The organism is Methylocystis sp. H4A (assembly GCF_015709545.1).
In the GTDB taxonomy this organism is placed as follows: domain Bacteria; phylum Pseudomonadota; class Alphaproteobacteria; order Rhizobiales; family Beijerinckiaceae; genus Methylocystis; species Methylocystis silviterrae.
The window spans coordinates 183439-198034 of sequence record NZ_JADNQY010000021.1; the positions used below are offsets into that span (position 1 = coordinate 183439).

Below are 14596 nucleotides of genomic sequence, written 5' to 3' on the forward strand. Positions count from 1 at the left end.
CCAAGCGCAAAAAACAACAGAATGCGCTGGAGGCTAAAGCTCGACGCGCGCCGTGACAAGCGCATGACGGGCGACACGCTACGCCGGGGCCGAACTCGGCTTTTCGCCCGAGCCCTCCGCCGATGGAGGACGCGCTTGCTTGAGCGCAATCTTCGTCGCGAACGCGGCGCCGACAAGCCCCAAGGCGCCCAACCAGGCGGTCGCCTGAAAACCGGCGCAGAAGGCGTCGCGCGCGGCGGAGAGCGTCCGCTCGGCCTGCTCCGGGGGCAAGAATTTGACCGCATCCGCCGCGCCGCCGAGCGTCGCGCCGGCCGCCCGAGCGACGTCCGCCGGCAGCCCCGCGACGACGTGGGCCATTTTCGCTCGATAGATCAGCGTGCCGAGACTGCCGAGCGCGGCGATGCCGAGCGCGCCGCCAAGTTCAATCGCCGTTTCCGACAAGGCTGACGCCGCGCCAGCGCGCTCGAGCGGCGCCGATGTGACGATGATTTCCGTCGTCAGCGCGATCACCGGCGTGAAGCCGACGAGAAGCAGAGACGATAGAAGCACGCCGTAGAATCCGCCGGCCAGCGCGAGGCCGACGAATCCAGCCGCGGCGACGATGAGTCCGCCGGCGAGAAGATTGACGGGCGCGATGCGGCGCGCCAGCGCGGGCGTGGCGAAGGAGCCGATCATGAAGACGATCGCCGACGGCGTCGACCACAGCCCTGCATCGAGCGGCGTCAAACCAGCAACGAGCTGAAAATACTGTGCGAGCAGAATGAACGATCCGAACATGAAGAAGACGCCGAGCATGTTGATGCAAAGCGCGGTGTTCAGCGACCGCGAGCGAAACAGCGCGAGATCGATCAAAGGATCTTCAAGCCGCGCCTGGCGGCGCAGGAACAGGAGCGCGAGCGCGACGCCTGCCGCCATCGCTCCGATCGCGTCGGCGCCGAAGCCCGCCTCGGCGGCGCGCTTCAATCCGTAAACGAAGGACAGCACCGCCGTGAGCGACAGAAGCGCGCTGGCGAGATCCAGCCGGCCCGCGTCGGGATCGCGATATTCCGGCAGTAGTATCGGCCCGAGCACAAGCAGGAGGACCATCACCGGGACGCCCGCGAGAAAGACCGAGCCCCAGCCGAAAGATTGGATCAGCGCGCCGCCGACGAGCGGCCCGATAATGGCGCCGGCGGAGAAGCTCGAAATCCACATGCTGACCGCAAAGGTGCGTTCCGACGGATCGCGGAACATGTTGGCGAGCAGCGACAGCGTCGACGGCGCGAGGGTCGCTCCCGCGACGCCGAGCGCGGCGCGCGCAAAAATCAGCATCTGCGCCGATTTCGAGAAAGCCGCCAGGATCGATACGGCGCCGAACGCCGCGGCGCCCAGCAGCAGCACCTTGCGCCGGCCGATGCGATCGCCGAGCCCGCCCATGATCATCAGGAAGCCGGACACCATGAAGCCGTAGATGTCGATGATCCACAGCAATTGCGACGCGCTCGGCCGCAGCTCCGCCGTCAGCGCCGGAATGGCGAGATTGAGCACCGTGAAGTCCATCGCATAGACCAGGCAGGGCAGAGCGAGGACGGCGAGCCCGATCCACTCCCGGCGGGTCGCCTTGAGCGCAGGATCCGATCCGTTGGGTGCGGCGCTATGCAAGAAGGTTGCTCCATCAGCCATCACGGCGTGAGCGCGCAGCGTTTATCGGTTTTGCAGAGCGACATCAATAAACGCCCCGCCCTGCGTGGCGTCGAGCCTCGGAAGCACGATCAAGCCTGGAGGATCGACGAGCCGCTTGACAGAGACGAGCGGCAATGTCACCTACCATGACATGACGTCATATAAACTGACATCACTTCGCGAGACCCACAAGGATCATACGCGAACGCGCATTCTCGACGCCGCGATCGATGAGATGCGCGAGGCAAAGCTGGACGCCCTCACCGTCGCCAAAGTGGCCGAGCGGGCGAAAGTGACCGAGCGAACCGTCTACCGTCACTTCCTGACCCGCGAGGACCTCTTGAAGGCGGTCTGGCCGCGCATGCAGGCGCGCGTGGGCAGTTCGGGCTTTCCGCAGACCGCAGACGATCTGATCGCCACGCCGCTGCGGCTGTTCCCTCGATTTGATGAAGACGAGGGGCTGATCAGGGCGTCGATCTCATCCGAAACCGGACGCGAAATGCGCTTAAGCTCGAACCCGCAGCGTCAGGCGGCGATGCTCGCCTGCGTCGCCGACGCGCTGCCCGAGCTGGATGACGCCGCCAAACGGCGGCGCGCTGCGGTCGCCCAGCTGATCGACAGCGCCTACGCCTGGTCGGTCCTCAGGGATTTCTGGGGATTGGAGGGCGCAGAGGCCGGCCGCGCGGCGTCCGAGGCGATCGCCGTCCTGCTCGGTCGCCGCTCGGCCGCCGATGAACGCGATTTGTCGCCTGAACGCGTTTTTTCACATGGAGAAGAGAAATGACCAGCATCGCCCACGCTTCCATCCCAGCGGACAATCCGGAGGTCGTCGCCAAAGTGCTTGCAGAGATCATGCAGGGCGAAGCGACGCCCTTCCCTCCAGCAGGGCCGAACTCCTGGATGGCTTGGTCTGGCGACGGCGAAGTCGAGCTTGAGATCGCGCCACGCGGCCATGTGCTGGCTTACGGCCCTGACGAGGGCTACTGGACCCCGCAAAATCAGGGAACGCGTCTTTCCGAAGCGCATCTCGCCATTTGCGTGGCTCGGCCGGCGGAGGAGATTATCGCCATCGCGACACGGGCCGGCTGGCCGGCGCGGGCTTGCGATCGCGGCGACGGATTGTTCCAGCTGTCGGAAGTGTGGGTCGAAGGCGCATTCATGCTGGAATTCCTGGACCCGGCGCAGACCGCGCGCTATCGCGAGGTTGTGACGCCTGAGAACTGGAAGCGCTTCCTGCAGTCGATGCAGAATGAGGAAGCGACCGCCGGCTGATCCGTGCTTACGTCGCCGTGGCGCTCTCAAAATCTCGCGCAGAGACATGATATAAGGGACGCTGTTCCGAGGACTTCATGAGCCTATCCGATCTTTCCGCTGCGCCCACGATGACGCTTAAGCCTTCGCTCTCCGGGATGACCCGCGCCGAAATCGCGGACGCGTTGCGGACGCTCGGCCTGCTGGAGCGCGAGATCCGCATGCGCGTGTCGCAGATCTGGCATTGGGTCTATTTCCGCGGCGCGCGCGACTTCGGCGAAATGCTGAATGTCTCGAAGGCGATGCGGGTCCAGCTCGCCGACGCCTTCGCGCTGCGCCTGCCGGAGATCGTCGAGGAGCAGATTTCCGTCGACGGCACGCGCAAATGGCTGCTGCGGCTGCAGCCGGTCGACGCCTTCGACAAGGGCGCCGAAGTTGAATGCGTCTATATTCCGGAAAGCGACCGCGGGACGCTTTGCGTCTCCTCTCAGGTCGGCTGCACTTTAAATTGCAGCTTCTGCCACACGGGCACGCAGCGGCTCGTGCGCAATCTGACGACCGCCGAGATTGTCGGGCAGTTGTTGCTCGCCCGGCAGCGGCTCGGCGATTTTCCTGATCGCGAACGACCGACCGATGGGCTGGTGCCAGCGGGCGAAGGCGTGCGCGCCATCTCCAACATCGTTTTCATGGGCATGGGCGAGCCGCTCTACAATCTCGACAGCGTCATGGCGGCGGTCGAGGTCATGGCCGACGGCGATGGGCTTGCGCTCTCCAAGCGCCGCATCACCGTCTCGACCTCGGGCGTCGTGCCGCAGATCGAACGCCTCGGCGCCGAATGCGGTCCGGCGCTGGCGATTTCGCTGCATGCGGTCCGCGACGAGCTGCGCAACGAGCTTGTGCCGCTCAACAAAAAATATCCGATCAAGGAGCTGCTGCAGGCCTGCCGCGACTATCCGGGCGCGTCGAACGCAAGGCGGATCACCTTCGAATATGTGATGCTGAAGGGCGTGAACGACTCGCCCGCCGACGCCAGGGAGCTGGTTCGCCTTCTCAAAGGCCTGCCGGCGAAGATCAATCTGATCCCCTTCAATCCCTGGCCTGGCGCGCCTTACGAATGTTCGGATTGGGAGACGATCGAGCGCTTCTCCGACATCGTCTTTAACGCCGGCTACGCCAGCCCGGTGCGCACGCCGCGCGGGCGCGACATTCTCGCCGCCTGCGGACAGCTAAAGAGCGAGACGGAAAAGTTGCGGGCAAGCGCCAGGATGACGGCGGGCTAAGAAAAACAATCTGTCGGCTCGATCGATCACGAGCGGAAACTTCGCAAGGGCGCGAACGGCTGCGACTTTCTGCCCCGACTCAGTGCGCTACTTGGATTGGCGACAAAAGCCCCTTGGCCGCGGCGTCGGCGTAAATGGCCCATCTTGTTCTTTTGGGTGACTCGATCTTCGACAACGGCGCCTATACTGGCGGCGGGCCTGCGGTCATTGCTCAGGTGAGGACGCGGATGCCTGTCGGCTGGCGCGCCACGCTCGCCGCCGTGGACGGCTCGACAATCGCGAGCGTCGCGGCGCAGCTCGCAAAACTTCCTGCCGATGCGGATCGCCTCGTCCTCAGCGTCGGGGGCAATGACGTCCTGCGTCATGCGGAATTACTCGAACGGCCGGTGTCGCGCAGCGCACAGGCGGTGGCGATGATTGGTCACGCCGCGCGCGGTTTCGAAGCCGCCTACAGGGCGATGCTGCCGCCTTTTCTACAGCTCGACCGGCGGTTGGCGATCTGCACGATCTACTCCGGCAATTTCTCCGACGCCGACTTCCAGCGCGTCGCGAGCGTGGCGCTCTCGCCCTTCAATGATGCGATCATCCGCATCGGCGTCGAGCATGGCCTGACAATCATCGACCTGCGCCTCGTCTGCAACGAGCCGGCCGATTACGCCAACCCGATCGAGCCCTCCTCAATCGGCGGAGCCAAAATCGCCGGTGCGATCATCCGAGCCGTCACGGAGGACGAAACATGGTCGCGCAGCGCGCGGATCATTGGATGAGCGCCGACTGGGCGGCGAACTATGGTCGAATGCGACGCGCGCCCAAGACAGCCATCCACGCCAGCACGGCTGAGATCGCGACGTTCCAATTCGCCAGCGTCAGGCCGAAAATCCATAGATTCGGCTCATCACAGCGCACGACCTTCACCGATTGAAGTTGCTTCATGAAATCGGCGACCGACGGCGCCGTCGAAAGCGGCCCGGAACAATCGGACGGCCCGGCGAAAATCTTCCACTCGACGCCCGAATGATAGATCGAAAGGATGGCGTTGCCGGCGAAGAGCAGCGCCATCAGCAGAAAGGCCGCGCGGGCCATCCCCCTCCGCCCTGTTTGCGCGGCGAAGGCGGCGAGCGGCGCGAGCGCGAACGCCGCGTAATAGGGCACGCGCTCCTTGTAGCAGAGTTCGCACGGCAGATAGCCGAGCGATTCATAGGCGTAGGCGCCGCCGATCGCCGCAACGGCGGCGGCGAGGATGAGAAGCGATGCGTTGCGCGGCTCGAAGACGCAATGAACGACGCTGTGCCACTCCATTCGACAGACTCGCACGCTTAAAACATCTTCGCCGCAAGCGCGAAGCCGGCGACCACGATCACCGCCAGCGACGCGATGAAAAGTCCGAAGTGGCTCTCGAGCTTCGAGCGGATCGGATCGCCAAAGCGATTGATCGCCGCCGCCAGCACGAAGAACCGCGCCCCCCGCGTCACCATCGACAATACGATGAACAGCGGGAAATTATAGGCGAGAAGCCCCGAGACGATGGTCACGAGCTTAAAGGGAATGGGCGTGAAGCCCTTGACCAGAATGAAGATCGCCCCCCATTGCGCGTAGAAGGCGCGCAGCGCCTCCATCTTCTCGCCGTAGCCGTAGAGATTGATCAGCCACTGGCCGATCGTATCGTAAAACAGCGCGCCGAAGGCATAGCCGAGCGCCCCGCCCGCGACCGAGGCGATCGTGCAGATGCCAGCGAAATACCAGGCCTTTTTCGGCTCGGCGAGCGTCATCGGCACGAGGATCACGTCGGGCGGCACCGGGAAGAAGGAGCTCTCGGCAAAAGCGATCGCGCCAAGCGCCAAGGGCGCATGCCGGCTCGCGGCAAGCGACATGGTCCAGTCGTAGAGCTTTTTCATCTGTTCCCGGGGGGTTGGCGCGGCGCGCTGCCCGCGCATAGCACGTAAGCGCTGAAGAAAGAAGTTTCGCGGGTTGACGGGCGCCGCGCCGCCGCTAATATCCGCGCCGCTTCGCCGGCTTCCCGCCGGCCGGGCCCCTGTGGCGGAATTGGTAGACGCGCTCGACTCAAAATCGAGTTCCGCAAGGAGTGCTGGTTCGACTCCGGCCAGGGGCACCAATGGACTACTTTTTTTGATAGCAGTTTCAATAAGATACGCAAAGAAAAATTAGGTAGTCCCACAACTAGTCCCACACTTCGCGGAACCTCGCCCTCCAAGGATCGGCCAATTCGCGCCCTGAGTTGGTAGTGGTCACAAATCGCGCCGGCGCACGCTTATCTGCCTCTTACGTCGACAGTCCCTTCGACTGTGACGACAAAGGGAAGCTTGCCTCCGTCTACCTGCACGTAGCAGGGCGCGCGCTCCGACCGACCGCATTCGCTATCCATCTGCGCAGACGCCGGACGGATATTGCCTTGAAGTGCTATCGCAACCAACGCAGCAGCAATTATCGTCAGAACGGCTTTTGTGTAAGAATCGGTATGCATCATTCCCCCTTGTGGCATGGCTTAAATGACGGCGTTCGACTCTAGCGTCTTTCCAGCTTCTCACGGATCAATGCCTTGACGCTCTCCCAATGTCCTGGCGGCCGGTTGCCGTCGATTATGCTTGCATCGTCATGCTGGCGCAGCCGTGCTTCAAGATAGGCGTCATCGCCATAGCGCTCGATAAACGTGCGAGCATCGGATTCCACTAATGGATCAATCGCGCTGCGGCGACGAAGCCATTTGAACATGGCGCAGCTCCGTGTCATCTCCAGCTCACTCAGCGCCGACCGGTCTCCATGGCCGATAGGCGTCTTTACACATTCGCGCTACATTAAGAGCCACAAATCGGCATGACGACGCGCCTGCTCATAATTGCAGCCTTTGTATTGTTTTCCGGCGTCTGCTTGGCGGACATCGTCGGGCGAGCGTCAGTGATCGACGGTGATACGATCGAGATTCACGGACAGCGCATCCGCCTCCATGGGGTTGACGCGCCTGAGAAGAGGCAGCCGTGCTTCGATGCCGCGAACCAACCCTACCGCTGCGGACAGGAAGCCGCGATGGCCTTAGACGAATTTGTCGGACAGTCGCCCGTGTCGTGCCGAGAGAAGGATGTCGACCGCTACGGGCGGATCGTCGCCGCCTGTCTGGTCCGGGGCGAGGATCTAGGGCATTGGTTGGTCAGAAGCGGACATGCCTTCGCGTATCGGCGCTATTCGTCGGACTACATCGGCGCCGAGCAGGAGGCCAAGAACAATCGTCGCGGCATGTGGGCTGGATATACTCAAGCGCCTTGGGAATGGCGCAGAGAGCGACGCGACTTTGCTCGATAGCCTGTGCGAAATGCGCAGTAGCCGTCCGCTCAGTGCCCAAGCAACAGCATCATACCGCCCAAAATCTCGGCGACGACGATGGATGCGATCACAGCGTTTGCAATCGGTGCGCGGATCATGCGCGAATTTGTGCGCGCAGGCGCACCGAATTTCAATTAGGCACGTCGTCGCAGACCGACACTCGACGCTCAGTTAAGGCTTACCTTATCTGGAAAGCTTTTGTGTGAGAGCCGCAGGAAGTAAGCCCACGCCGCTTCAGCATCGTGCGCTGCCGCAGCCGCCTTCTGGACTGCGTCCAGAGGCTCCACGATGGGGTTATCGTGCAGGACGCTTTCGGTGAAGTCCAGAAGCGCCCGGTTCGCCGCGAAGGCCGATCGGAGCGCTTGCCGGAACGCTTCTTTAGATTCGGCGCTCTCGAACGGCGCCGGTGGCTTCTTTGGCATTCTCAATCAGTCAGCTTGTAGTTTGGGAGGTTTGGGTATTTGAGCTTGCCATAAAGCTTCAGACCCTCCGATCCGCCTTGCAGAAGCGTCCCTACCGCCTGCATTCTCGCCGCGCTGCGCGCCCTACTGGCCTGAACGCCCTTGGCGTTGTATGTGTTCACGCCCTCAAGCAAGGCGTTCTGAGACTCGTAATTGAGCTGGTTGGACTGCTCCAGTCCGCCAAACATCTCAAGGGCTTTGTAGAATGCGCCTTGGCGCTCAATTAGCGCCTCTTGATTGACGACGGACGTATCAGAGGTGCTGCCGCCGCCCGCCGCTGTGATCGCGCGCGACTTCGAAAGCGCAAGGTTTTTGTCTTGTGCGCGTCCCATGGCTTGACGCTGCGCCCCCGCAAGCGCCGTGTCAGCCCCGTATTTCAGCCCTTGCGCGCGATTGGCGGCGTTGATCAGGTCATATGGGCGCGATGCGTCGATCGCCGCAGCCTGATCCATGCCAGAGCGATATTCGCCATAGCCGCCGAGAAGTGTTCCGGCGGCGCCCATTCCCAGCGACCCCCACATTGAAGGGGTAAGAGGCCCGCTTATTTCCTTTGCTACCATTCCAAGCCCGCTCATTTGCCTTGCTGCTCCCTCAGCCCCTTCTCAAGCGCAAATATGATCCGCCTTGCTGCTTCCAGCGGAGATAGCTCGACGGTTTCAATCGGCCCGCCGTCCTTGCCGGTGTGCTCGAGCTGTTGCTTATCGAACCACTCGCCGCCGCCCATGTTTTTCAGGCCAAAGGTAATCATGGTCGATTGGCCGCCAGTGCCACCCTCGCGGGCGACTGTCAGGCCGATCTTCTCCCATTCCAGGAGACGTTTCGCCTTCGCGCGATTGAGCGCTTCCAGAAATTCTGGATATTCCTTTGCCCAATTGTCGATTGTGGAGCGGCTGACTCCGATGTGTCCCGCAAACGCTGTTGCGGAATATCCCTGCGCCATGAACGCTTCCATCTCATCACAGAAGCGTTCTTCGTATTTTGAAGGGCGACCAGCCATTTAGTTGCCTATTGCCGCGCGTTCTTGGGCGATGGCGGCGAGCGTTTCGAGCGCGACGTTCTTGTTTTCGAGTCCGCCTCGCATAACGACGCTGTCGGACGCGCGGACGACACACCATTTGTTGACGGGACCGCGCCATCGCACCCGCAGATCATCGCCTACGCTTTGGTCCTCTTCCTCTTGGCCACTCATATCGAAGCGGCTCAGCTCGACGACGCGGGCGCCGCAATGCCAGACATCGCATACCAGAAGCTCCATGCGCCACTCGCAGGAATCCGTGGCGACGATGATTTCGTCATAGGGCCGCAGCTGCGAGGCGACATGCCGCCAAAAGTCCGGCTTCAGCACGTCCTCGGGCTTTACGAGCTGCTCGACGGTCACGAAGTAAATCGTGCGCGTATGCTCCGCGAGCTGAAAACGGCGCTGGAGAAGGGCGGGCGCGTCGGTCAATTTATTGTCTCCATTTCCTCTAGGTTTGCGATCAATCCGCGCACGATCTCAGCGACAGGGTTATTCGCTGCATCCATTTGCTCGGCAAGCAGAAGGCCGTCGTTTAGATGGCGACGTGCTCGTCGAAGAGAGGCGCCGGTTGGATCAATTGCGCTGGCGAGTGCATCGACGACGCAGGCGAGCGCAAGGGCTGTTTGATTTGTGTCGAGCGATGACATGAGCGTGAGACTACGCGCGTCGATTATTAGTCGCCAGACCAGTCTTGCGCGTTCTGCGCGTTCTGCGCGTTGTACGGATCTTTTAAGCCGGCGCGCACGAGATACCGAGCTACACGTTCGCTTGTTCGATCGCCGCGCCGGTATGCGCGCAGTGCAACCTCGTCGCCATCGAGCAACATGAACAACGCAACGTTGCTAACCTCGACGCGCCCCACAACCTTGCGGCCTATCCCATGCCGAGGCACCCATTCCAAGATCGTGCGCTTGGACTTCCTGGCGATCTCTGCCGCCTCCCTGACGCTGATGGCCTCGCGAGCATCGTATGGCTTCAAGATGTGGTCGTGCTCGTCAATCACGCGGCGACCCTCCCTTCCCGAAGCAAGCCGGCGAGTCCGATCAGTGCCGCCTCCGCCCGCCCATCGTCTTTGACGCGAGCGAATAGCTCCGCGTGGCCCGGCCATCGTCTAATGGCTTCCGAACGGGCCGCGTCCTTTGCTCCATCCTTGCCCGGCGGAATGCCCACAGCGCGTTTCCAAGCGCATGGCGTCAGGAAAGCCACAGGGAGGCCTGCAGCAGCGCAAACGCCTTCGATGACGCCTTTGGACCGCCCGAAGGCAAAAGCCCCTGTAGGGCCTTCCTTGGGCCGCGCGCCGACGTATTCGACAAAAGCCTGCGACGCCTGCCAGCGGCGGACGATGTTTGCCAGTAGCGGCGCGTTCACGTTCGGACGATTGGCGGGGCCGTCGCGCAGGATCGGCATGTCGGCGACTTCGATCAGTTCGCCCGCCGGCGAGAGCAACGCCAGCGCGCCACGCGCGCCTATGTCGATTCCGATGACGTTGCTCATGCGCCCTGGCCTCCGATTTCTTCGGCGATGGCGCCGAGCGCAGCGCCCAAAATCCCGGCGGGCCGTCCCGCGCCGTCGCGCGTCAGGGCCGCCCTGATTGCCTCAAGAGGTGTCCCATGCTGCAGGGCGATCGACATTGCCACCGCAGCATCGCGAGCGTCGTCCGCTGCGTCGTTTGACGGCTTTGCAGCGTCGATAAAAATTTCTGCGAGCCACCCATCTGGGAATTTTGAGAATGTCGCGGAATATTCCGACCCGCGAAATTCAAAGCCGATGGTTTCGCCCGCGCGGCGGTTAGGGAGGCGAATGCGAGTCAAAGCTTGCGCTCGCCTCTTGCGGGACAAACGGGACACACGGGACATTTGTCCCGCAACGTCCCGCCATAAACGGGGGGTGGAGCGGGACAAACGGTACACACTCCCTTTAGGGAGTGTCCCGGATGTCCCGTCCCGTCCCGATGGTCGAAATTCAGGCGAGCCATATGAACCGCTCCGCATTGTGCTCACCGGCAATGACGCGCTGGGCTTTGATCGCTTCTGCAATCGCGCGGTTGAAACCTTTGCGTTGGCGCTCCGCGATCTTGCCCGCGTCCTCGCCAGCTTCCGCTTGTTCAGCGATGCGCGAATAGAAGCGGCTCCGTACCGCCGCATCGGCAACGGCTCGCACAACTGGGCCGCTCGCGCCGAATGGGCGGATCGTCGTTCCGCCGTCGTCGATCGCTTCGGCCACCATCGCCATAAGCAGCCTTTGCGACGGCGGAACGCTTTTCGGCTTTTGCGTGGGCTGCGCCCGTTCGGCGTCTTCAATCGAGTCGACAACTAGCGTCGAGATTTCATCGCCTTCCTCGTCGTAGCCCAGGACAACGCGAGATAGGCGCGCCATCAGCCGCACCTCGGACGCTTCGTCCTTGAGCTTTTGCAAGGTGAGCGTCGCAGCGATCTCTCCCTCTTGGCGCTCGCTCAAAATAACTGCGTCGAGCGCGCCGTTCAGGCTCGAATGCCCGCGCATCCGCCGATCGTCGCCAAGCCCGACGTGATGCACGATCAAAACGAGCGCCCTGAAATGCGCCGCCAGTGCGCCGGCGTTCGCGACAAAGGCCGTCATACCCGCGCCGTTTTCGTCGCCGGCGCCGAGCGTCTGGGCCAGCGTATCGAGAACAATCAGCACGGGGAAAACCCCTGCGCCTTCTATTGCCGAGACGAGCGCGGCGAGGTCGCCTTTTTCGGTTCCGAGATTCGGGGCCGTCGCGATCAGTGCGAAAGGAACATCCGCAGGAAGGTCGGGATGCGCGATGGCGAACCCCGCCTTTCGCTTGCGCAGGCCGCCTGCGCCTTCGGCCGCGACATAGACGACCGCCCCTTGCGTGACGCGTCGGCCTGCCCATGGCCATCCGAGAGCGATGCAAAGCGCAATATGGGAGGCCACGAAGCTCTTGAGGCTTCCGGGCTTCCCATAAATGGCAGCAAGTCCTTGGCGCGGCAGGATGCGTTTGATCGCCCATTCCTCGCGCCCGTCGAAGACGATCGATTCCCATCGTTCTACATGGAATTTGGACTTGAGCGGTTGCGCAGGCGCTCCTGGCGGGACATATGCGCCCGGCGGCTCTTGCAGCGGGGCGTCATCGGCGAGCGGTTGCCATTCCCTCATGCCGCTGCCCTCGCAGGGGCGGCCACAACAATGCGCGGAGCGCGGATGGTAAGAGCTTCGCGTAGACGGCGCCCGAAGGCTTCCGTTCGCACGCCAAGCGGTTCCGCCATGCGAAGCAGGGCTGCGGCGCGCTGGCGCGCGCCGTCGATGACGAAGACGCCCTCACGCCCAGCGCGAAGCCAATCCCTTACCGTCTCGTCAACCTTGAGAGGCTCGCCGAGACGGGGCGCATAGACGTTCTCAGCCCCAAACATTGCCGCGCGGCCTCGCCACAGGGCCAATTTGCCGCTTTCGATATGCCACGCGGCAAGGTCGGCAAGATCGCCGAATTCATCGCGCGCGGGGATGATAATGGCGACACGCCGTCCGCCGTATCCGGCGTCGCGGCAGAACTCGAAACGCCCGCCGTCGAGAAAAACCACTTCCTCGACGCAAAGCGCATCAAGCGGGCGGCTCCCGTTCATGCCGCCGCTGCGAATTCCCAGATCGTGCAGATGGCGCCAAGACGGTTCATGCAGCACGACAGGCGCGCACAGCGCGAGCGCTGTTTCAACTTCGGTCGGGTCAACCCCGAGTGCTTCCGAATCGAAGCAATCGAGTTGATCGGAGAGGATCGTTGCGGTATCTGGACTGCGAGAGCCGCCAAGCATCTCGACATCTCGACGCCCGTTCCCTGAAACCGCAGGGGCGGGCGTCGCCGCGTTTGAAGAGGCCATCGGTCAAATGGCCCCCCCGAGCAGGCGGTCGATTTCCGACTCGGGAACTACCGTCCGGTTGCCAATCCGAACGAGGCGGAGTTTGCCTTCGCTCGCTAGGCTGTAGAGGTGGCTGCGGCTGACGCCGAGCGCTGCGCACGCATCGTTGATTCGTCGGGCGCGCGGCTTGAAAACACCTTGCGCGTCGCAGGCGGCAATGCCCGCCTTGCGTCCAGTGACTTCAGGTCTTTCCATGTTGTCTGTCCTTCAACGACCGCGGTCTGGCGCGGCTCGGGACAGACGATGGCATTCAAATATTCACGGTAAAACGGACCGCCGCCTTTCCGTGAATCTAGTAAGGGGAGAACATAAACCCATCTTGGATCATCGGAGAATCCGGCGCAAACATTGCGCGAATGACAGGATTGTCGATGTCCACGCTCTCTACAAATTTTTTCACGGCAGGACGGCGGCGACCCTCTCCCAATCTGTTACTCAAGGATCTTGCGAGCTTCTTCTGCATCGGCTCGCTCCTTGGCGGGTTCTGTTTGTTATATGCGGTCCTGTTGCTCGCCAAATAAAGCAACGCATCTGAATCAGTCTTAAAATCTCGCTCTCGTTTGAGACGTCTCACATCCAATTCTAGTGCAATGTAATGAGCGTCAGTCCATGCGAGTTGTTTTTCGGTGGCTATGCGCTTTCGCCCGCGGGCTTCCCACCAATACTCGCGCCTGAAACCCGGTATCTTGGCGTATTGCGCCAACTTAAGTGAAAGTAACATCCAAGAAGACCCGCTATCCATTTCGGGAGGAATGGCGAAGTGTTCTTTTAGGAGTTGTAGCTTCTCCAGACATTCCACAAATTCACGCGCAAGCGCCTCCTTGTAGCGCGCGGCTCGTTCACGCTGCTTTGCCTCATCGGGCTTCTTGCCTTGTAATAGCGTTCCTGCGTAAGGGTCCAGTGACTCTGGACCGACCCACTTTATTGGCGTCGCGAGCGGACCTGTCCATTTTACCGGCTCTGGCTCATTCTTCCGCTTTGTCATCGCGCTGCATCTCGCGCGCATCGAAATTGAGCGCAGGGAAACCGAGCGATGCTTTCTCGGCTTGTCGGCTGGCCGGCCTATCCCTGTCGGTCGAAATGTGGGGACGTGCGATGAATCACGCAAGCGGTAGGGCTTCGCGCCTTCGGCCAGCGCGGTGCGGCGGTGGAAATCAGAATGGTCTGCGGCCTCGCCGAGAGGATGAGACCCCGTTGCCCTTGCCCAATAGCTCCATGGCATCCTCGGCAATTTCTTCAGGCTCGTTCTGCCCGTCGCCTTCCCCGGCGACAGCAAGCACAGCCCGCATCAGCGCAGTTCCGTCGAGGCTTATCCCGCGATCGGCGGCCATTCTATTGGCGGCCCGGAAGGCCTCGTCGATCAAATCCTGATGCATACGGGCTCCTTCCTGACTGCAGATCGCCTTAGTCAAATAAGGCGCTATGAGCCGAATTGAACCGACAATAGGGCGGCTAATTTGAATTTCCGTCATCCAAATTCCATAGCCGATCCAGCAGGATTTTCAGATCGGCGTGGCAGCGTTCGATATGCTCTCGAATGACGACTCGGTCATCATGCGTCAGAGTATCCAGCCTGATGTTGAACCACTCGCGCCGGATAGTCTCACGCAGCGATTCTATTCCTCGTATCAGCTTCTCAGCTTCGGTCATCGTATTGGTCCGTGCGGCGCTCGGCCTGCCACGCTTGCCTCG

General features: G+C 62.0%; 21 protein-coding genes and 1 tRNA gene. 6 read left to right on the plus strand and 16 right to left on the minus strand.

All coding sequences use genetic code 11. From position 1 onward, the window contains the following. Positions 1-78: 78 nt before the first annotated feature. Positions 79-1641, minus strand: coding sequence for an MFS transporter (locus tag IYW40_RS07815; RefSeq protein WP_196400128.1), 1563 nt, complete (start codon positions 1639-1641; stop codon positions 79-81). Positions 1642-1777: 136 nt separating this feature from the next. On the opposite strand from IYW40_RS07815, the gene IYW40_RS07820 reads away from it, so the two are divergent. The 4 genes from IYW40_RS07820 to IYW40_RS07835 all read left to right on the plus strand — a co-directional run bounded on the left by IYW40_RS07820 (position 1778) and on the right by IYW40_RS07835 (position 4960). Next, a complete protein-coding gene (locus tag IYW40_RS07820; protein ID WP_246720709.1) occupies positions 1778-2446 on the plus strand; it encodes a TetR/AcrR family transcriptional regulator in 669 nt (222 codons plus the stop codon). Then, on the plus strand, positions 2443-2934 hold the full coding sequence (locus IYW40_RS07825; protein WP_196400129.1) for a hypothetical protein: 492 nt from the start codon (positions 2443-2445) through the stop codon (positions 2932-2934). The genes IYW40_RS07820 and IYW40_RS07825 overlap by 4 nt, the downstream gene beginning before the upstream one ends. A gap of 77 nt (positions 2935-3011) precedes the next feature. Beyond that, on the plus strand, positions 3012-4193 hold the full coding sequence (rlmN, locus tag IYW40_RS07830) for a 23S rRNA (adenine(2503)-C(2))-methyltransferase RlmN (protein WP_196400130.1): 1182 nt from the start codon (positions 3012-3014) through the stop codon (positions 4191-4193). A 134-nt stretch (positions 4194-4327) separates the two neighbouring features. Beyond that, the gene (locus IYW40_RS07835) at positions 4328-4960 is read left to right on the plus strand and encodes an SGNH/GDSL hydrolase family protein (protein WP_196400131.1); all 633 of its coding nucleotides are present in this window, start codon (positions 4328-4330) and stop codon (positions 4958-4960) included. Positions 4961-4979: 19 nt separating this feature from the next. Here the strand turns inward: IYW40_RS07835 and IYW40_RS07840 are convergent, their stop codons facing one another. Then, positions 4980-5492 carry a disulfide bond formation protein B gene (locus IYW40_RS07840; protein ID WP_196400132.1) on the minus strand — a complete coding sequence of 171 codons (513 nt, stop codon included), beginning with the start codon at positions 5490-5492 and terminating at the stop codon, positions 4980-4982. A 17-nt stretch (positions 5493-5509) separates the two neighbouring features. Then, positions 5510-6088 (minus strand): YqaA family protein, encoded by a 579-nt coding sequence (locus tag IYW40_RS07845; protein WP_175095167.1) that lies wholly within the window; start codon positions 6086-6088, stop codon positions 5510-5512. Between the two features lie 133 nt (positions 6089-6221). Between IYW40_RS07845 and IYW40_RS07850 the strand changes: the two genes are divergently transcribed. Then, positions 6222-6306 (plus strand) — tRNA-Leu (locus IYW40_RS07850). A 410-nt stretch (positions 6307-6716) separates the two neighbouring features. Here IYW40_RS07850 and IYW40_RS07855 read toward each other — a convergent pair. Beyond that, entirely contained in the window at positions 6717-6923 is a 207-nt protein-coding gene (locus IYW40_RS07855; protein WP_196400133.1) for a hypothetical protein, read from the minus strand. A gap of 102 nt (positions 6924-7025) precedes the next feature. Here IYW40_RS07855 and IYW40_RS07860 point away from each other — a divergent pair, with 102 nt between their 5' ends. Beyond that, positions 7026-7508 (plus strand): thermonuclease family protein, encoded by a 483-nt coding sequence (locus IYW40_RS07860; RefSeq protein ID WP_196400134.1) that lies wholly within the window; start codon positions 7026-7028, stop codon positions 7506-7508. A gap of 188 nt (positions 7509-7696) precedes the next feature. Here IYW40_RS07860 and IYW40_RS07865 read toward each other — a convergent pair whose 3' ends face one another. From IYW40_RS07865 to IYW40_RS07920, 12 genes are all read right to left on the minus strand, one after another. Continuing rightward, positions 7697-7951: a hypothetical protein gene (locus IYW40_RS07865; protein WP_196400135.1), complete on the minus strand. Its 255-nt coding sequence runs from the start codon at positions 7949-7951 to the stop codon at positions 7697-7699. Positions 7952-7953: 2 nt separating this feature from the next. Further along, complete coding sequence (locus tag IYW40_RS07870) at positions 7954-8493, minus strand: hypothetical protein (protein ID WP_196400136.1); 540 nt, start codon at positions 8491-8493, stop codon at positions 7954-7956. A gap of 68 nt (positions 8494-8561) precedes the next feature. Continuing rightward, complete coding sequence (locus IYW40_RS07875; RefSeq protein WP_196400137.1) at positions 8562-8987, minus strand: hypothetical protein; 426 nt, start codon at positions 8985-8987, stop codon at positions 8562-8564. Next, positions 8988-9437: a hypothetical protein gene (locus IYW40_RS07880; RefSeq protein ID WP_196400138.1), complete on the minus strand. Its 450-nt coding sequence runs from the start codon at positions 9435-9437 to the stop codon at positions 8988-8990. 244 nt (positions 9438-9681) lie between these two features. Beyond that, positions 9682-10011, minus strand: a complete 330-nt coding sequence (locus IYW40_RS07885; RefSeq protein ID WP_348644254.1) for a hypothetical protein — start codon at positions 10009-10011, stop codon at positions 9682-9684. Then, on the minus strand, positions 10008-10502 hold the full coding sequence (locus IYW40_RS07890; protein ID WP_196400139.1) for a hypothetical protein: 495 nt from the start codon (positions 10500-10502) through the stop codon (positions 10008-10010). Before IYW40_RS07890 ends, IYW40_RS07885 begins: the two co-directional genes overlap by 4 nt. A 468-nt stretch (positions 10503-10970) precedes the next feature. Then, the gene (locus tag IYW40_RS07895) at positions 10971-12149 is read right to left on the minus strand and encodes an AAA family ATPase (RefSeq protein ID WP_196400140.1); all 1179 of its coding nucleotides are present in this window, start codon (positions 12147-12149) and stop codon (positions 10971-10973) included. After that, positions 12146-12799, minus strand: a complete 654-nt coding sequence (locus IYW40_RS07900) for a hypothetical protein (protein WP_196400141.1) — start codon at positions 12797-12799, stop codon at positions 12146-12148. Before IYW40_RS07900 ends, IYW40_RS07895 begins: the two co-directional genes overlap by 4 nt. A 69-nt stretch (positions 12800-12868) precedes the next feature. Further along, complete coding sequence (locus tag IYW40_RS07905) at positions 12869-13099, minus strand: helix-turn-helix domain-containing protein (protein ID WP_196400142.1); 231 nt, start codon at positions 13097-13099, stop codon at positions 12869-12871. A gap of 97 nt (positions 13100-13196) precedes the next feature. Further along, positions 13197-13889, minus strand: a complete 693-nt coding sequence (locus tag IYW40_RS07910; protein WP_196400143.1) for a hypothetical protein — start codon at positions 13887-13889, stop codon at positions 13197-13199. A 169-nt stretch (positions 13890-14058) separates the two neighbouring features. Continuing rightward, positions 14059-14376 (minus strand): hypothetical protein, encoded by a 318-nt coding sequence (locus tag IYW40_RS07915; protein WP_196400144.1) that lies wholly within the window; start codon positions 14374-14376, stop codon positions 14059-14061. Next, the coding region (locus IYW40_RS07920; RefSeq protein WP_246720710.1) for a hypothetical protein at positions 14357-14596 on the minus strand (240 nt) is incomplete at its 5' end. The genes IYW40_RS07915 and IYW40_RS07920, both read right to left, overlap by 20 nt.

Excerpts from the sequence above, each read along its gene's own strand:
- IYW40_RS07825 (WP_196400129.1), top strand. The coding sequence starts at position 2,443 with ATGACCAGCATCGCCCACGCTTCCATCCCAGCGGACAATCCGGAGGTC.
- rlmN (WP_196400130.1), top strand. The coding sequence starts at position 3,012 with ATGAGCCTATCCGATCTTTCCGCTGCGCCCACGATGACGCTTAAGCCT.
- IYW40_RS07835 (WP_196400131.1), top strand. The coding sequence starts at position 4,328 with ATGGCCCATCTTGTTCTTTTGGGTGACTCGATCTTCGACAACGGCGCC.
- IYW40_RS07840 (WP_196400132.1), bottom strand. The coding sequence starts at position 5,492 with ATGGAGTGGCACAGCGTCGTTCATTGCGTCTTCGAGCCGCGCAACGCA.
- IYW40_RS07845 (WP_175095167.1), bottom strand. The coding sequence starts at position 6,088 with ATGAAAAAGCTCTACGACTGGACCATGTCGCTTGCCGCGAGCCGGCAT.
- IYW40_RS07855 (WP_196400133.1), bottom strand. The coding sequence starts at position 6,923 with ATGTTCAAATGGCTTCGTCGCCGCAGCGCGATTGATCCATTAGTGGAA.
- IYW40_RS07860 (WP_196400134.1), top strand. The coding sequence starts at position 7,026 with ATGACGACGCGCCTGCTCATAATTGCAGCCTTTGTATTGTTTTCCGGC.
- IYW40_RS07865 (WP_196400135.1), bottom strand. The coding sequence starts at position 7,951 with ATGCCAAAGAAGCCACCGGCGCCGTTCGAGAGCGCCGAATCTAAAGAA.
- IYW40_RS07870 (WP_196400136.1), bottom strand. The coding sequence starts at position 8,493 with ATGGGCGCCGCCGGAACACTTCTCGGCGGCTATGGCGAATATCGCTCT.
- IYW40_RS07875 (WP_196400137.1), bottom strand. The coding sequence starts at position 8,987 with ATGGCTGGTCGCCCTTCAAAATACGAAGAACGCTTCTGTGATGAGATG.
- IYW40_RS07890 (WP_196400139.1), bottom strand. The coding sequence starts at position 10,502 with ATGAGCAACGTCATCGGAATCGACATAGGCGCGCGTGGCGCGCTGGCG.
- IYW40_RS07895 (WP_196400140.1), bottom strand. The coding sequence starts at position 12,149 with ATGAGGGAATGGCAACCGCTCGCCGATGACGCCCCGCTGCAAGAGCCG.
- IYW40_RS07900 (WP_196400141.1), bottom strand. The coding sequence starts at position 12,799 with ATGCTTGGCGGCTCTCGCAGTCCAGATACCGCAACGATCCTCTCCGAT.
- IYW40_RS07905 (WP_196400142.1), bottom strand. The coding sequence starts at position 13,099 with ATGGAAAGACCTGAAGTCACTGGACGCAAGGCGGGCATTGCCGCCTGC.
- IYW40_RS07910 (WP_196400143.1), bottom strand. The coding sequence starts at position 13,889 with ATGACAAAGCGGAAGAATGAGCCAGAGCCGGTAAAATGGACAGGTCCG.
- IYW40_RS07915 (WP_196400144.1), bottom strand. The coding sequence starts at position 14,376 with ATGACGGAAATTCAAATTAGCCGCCCTATTGTCGGTTCAATTCGGCTC.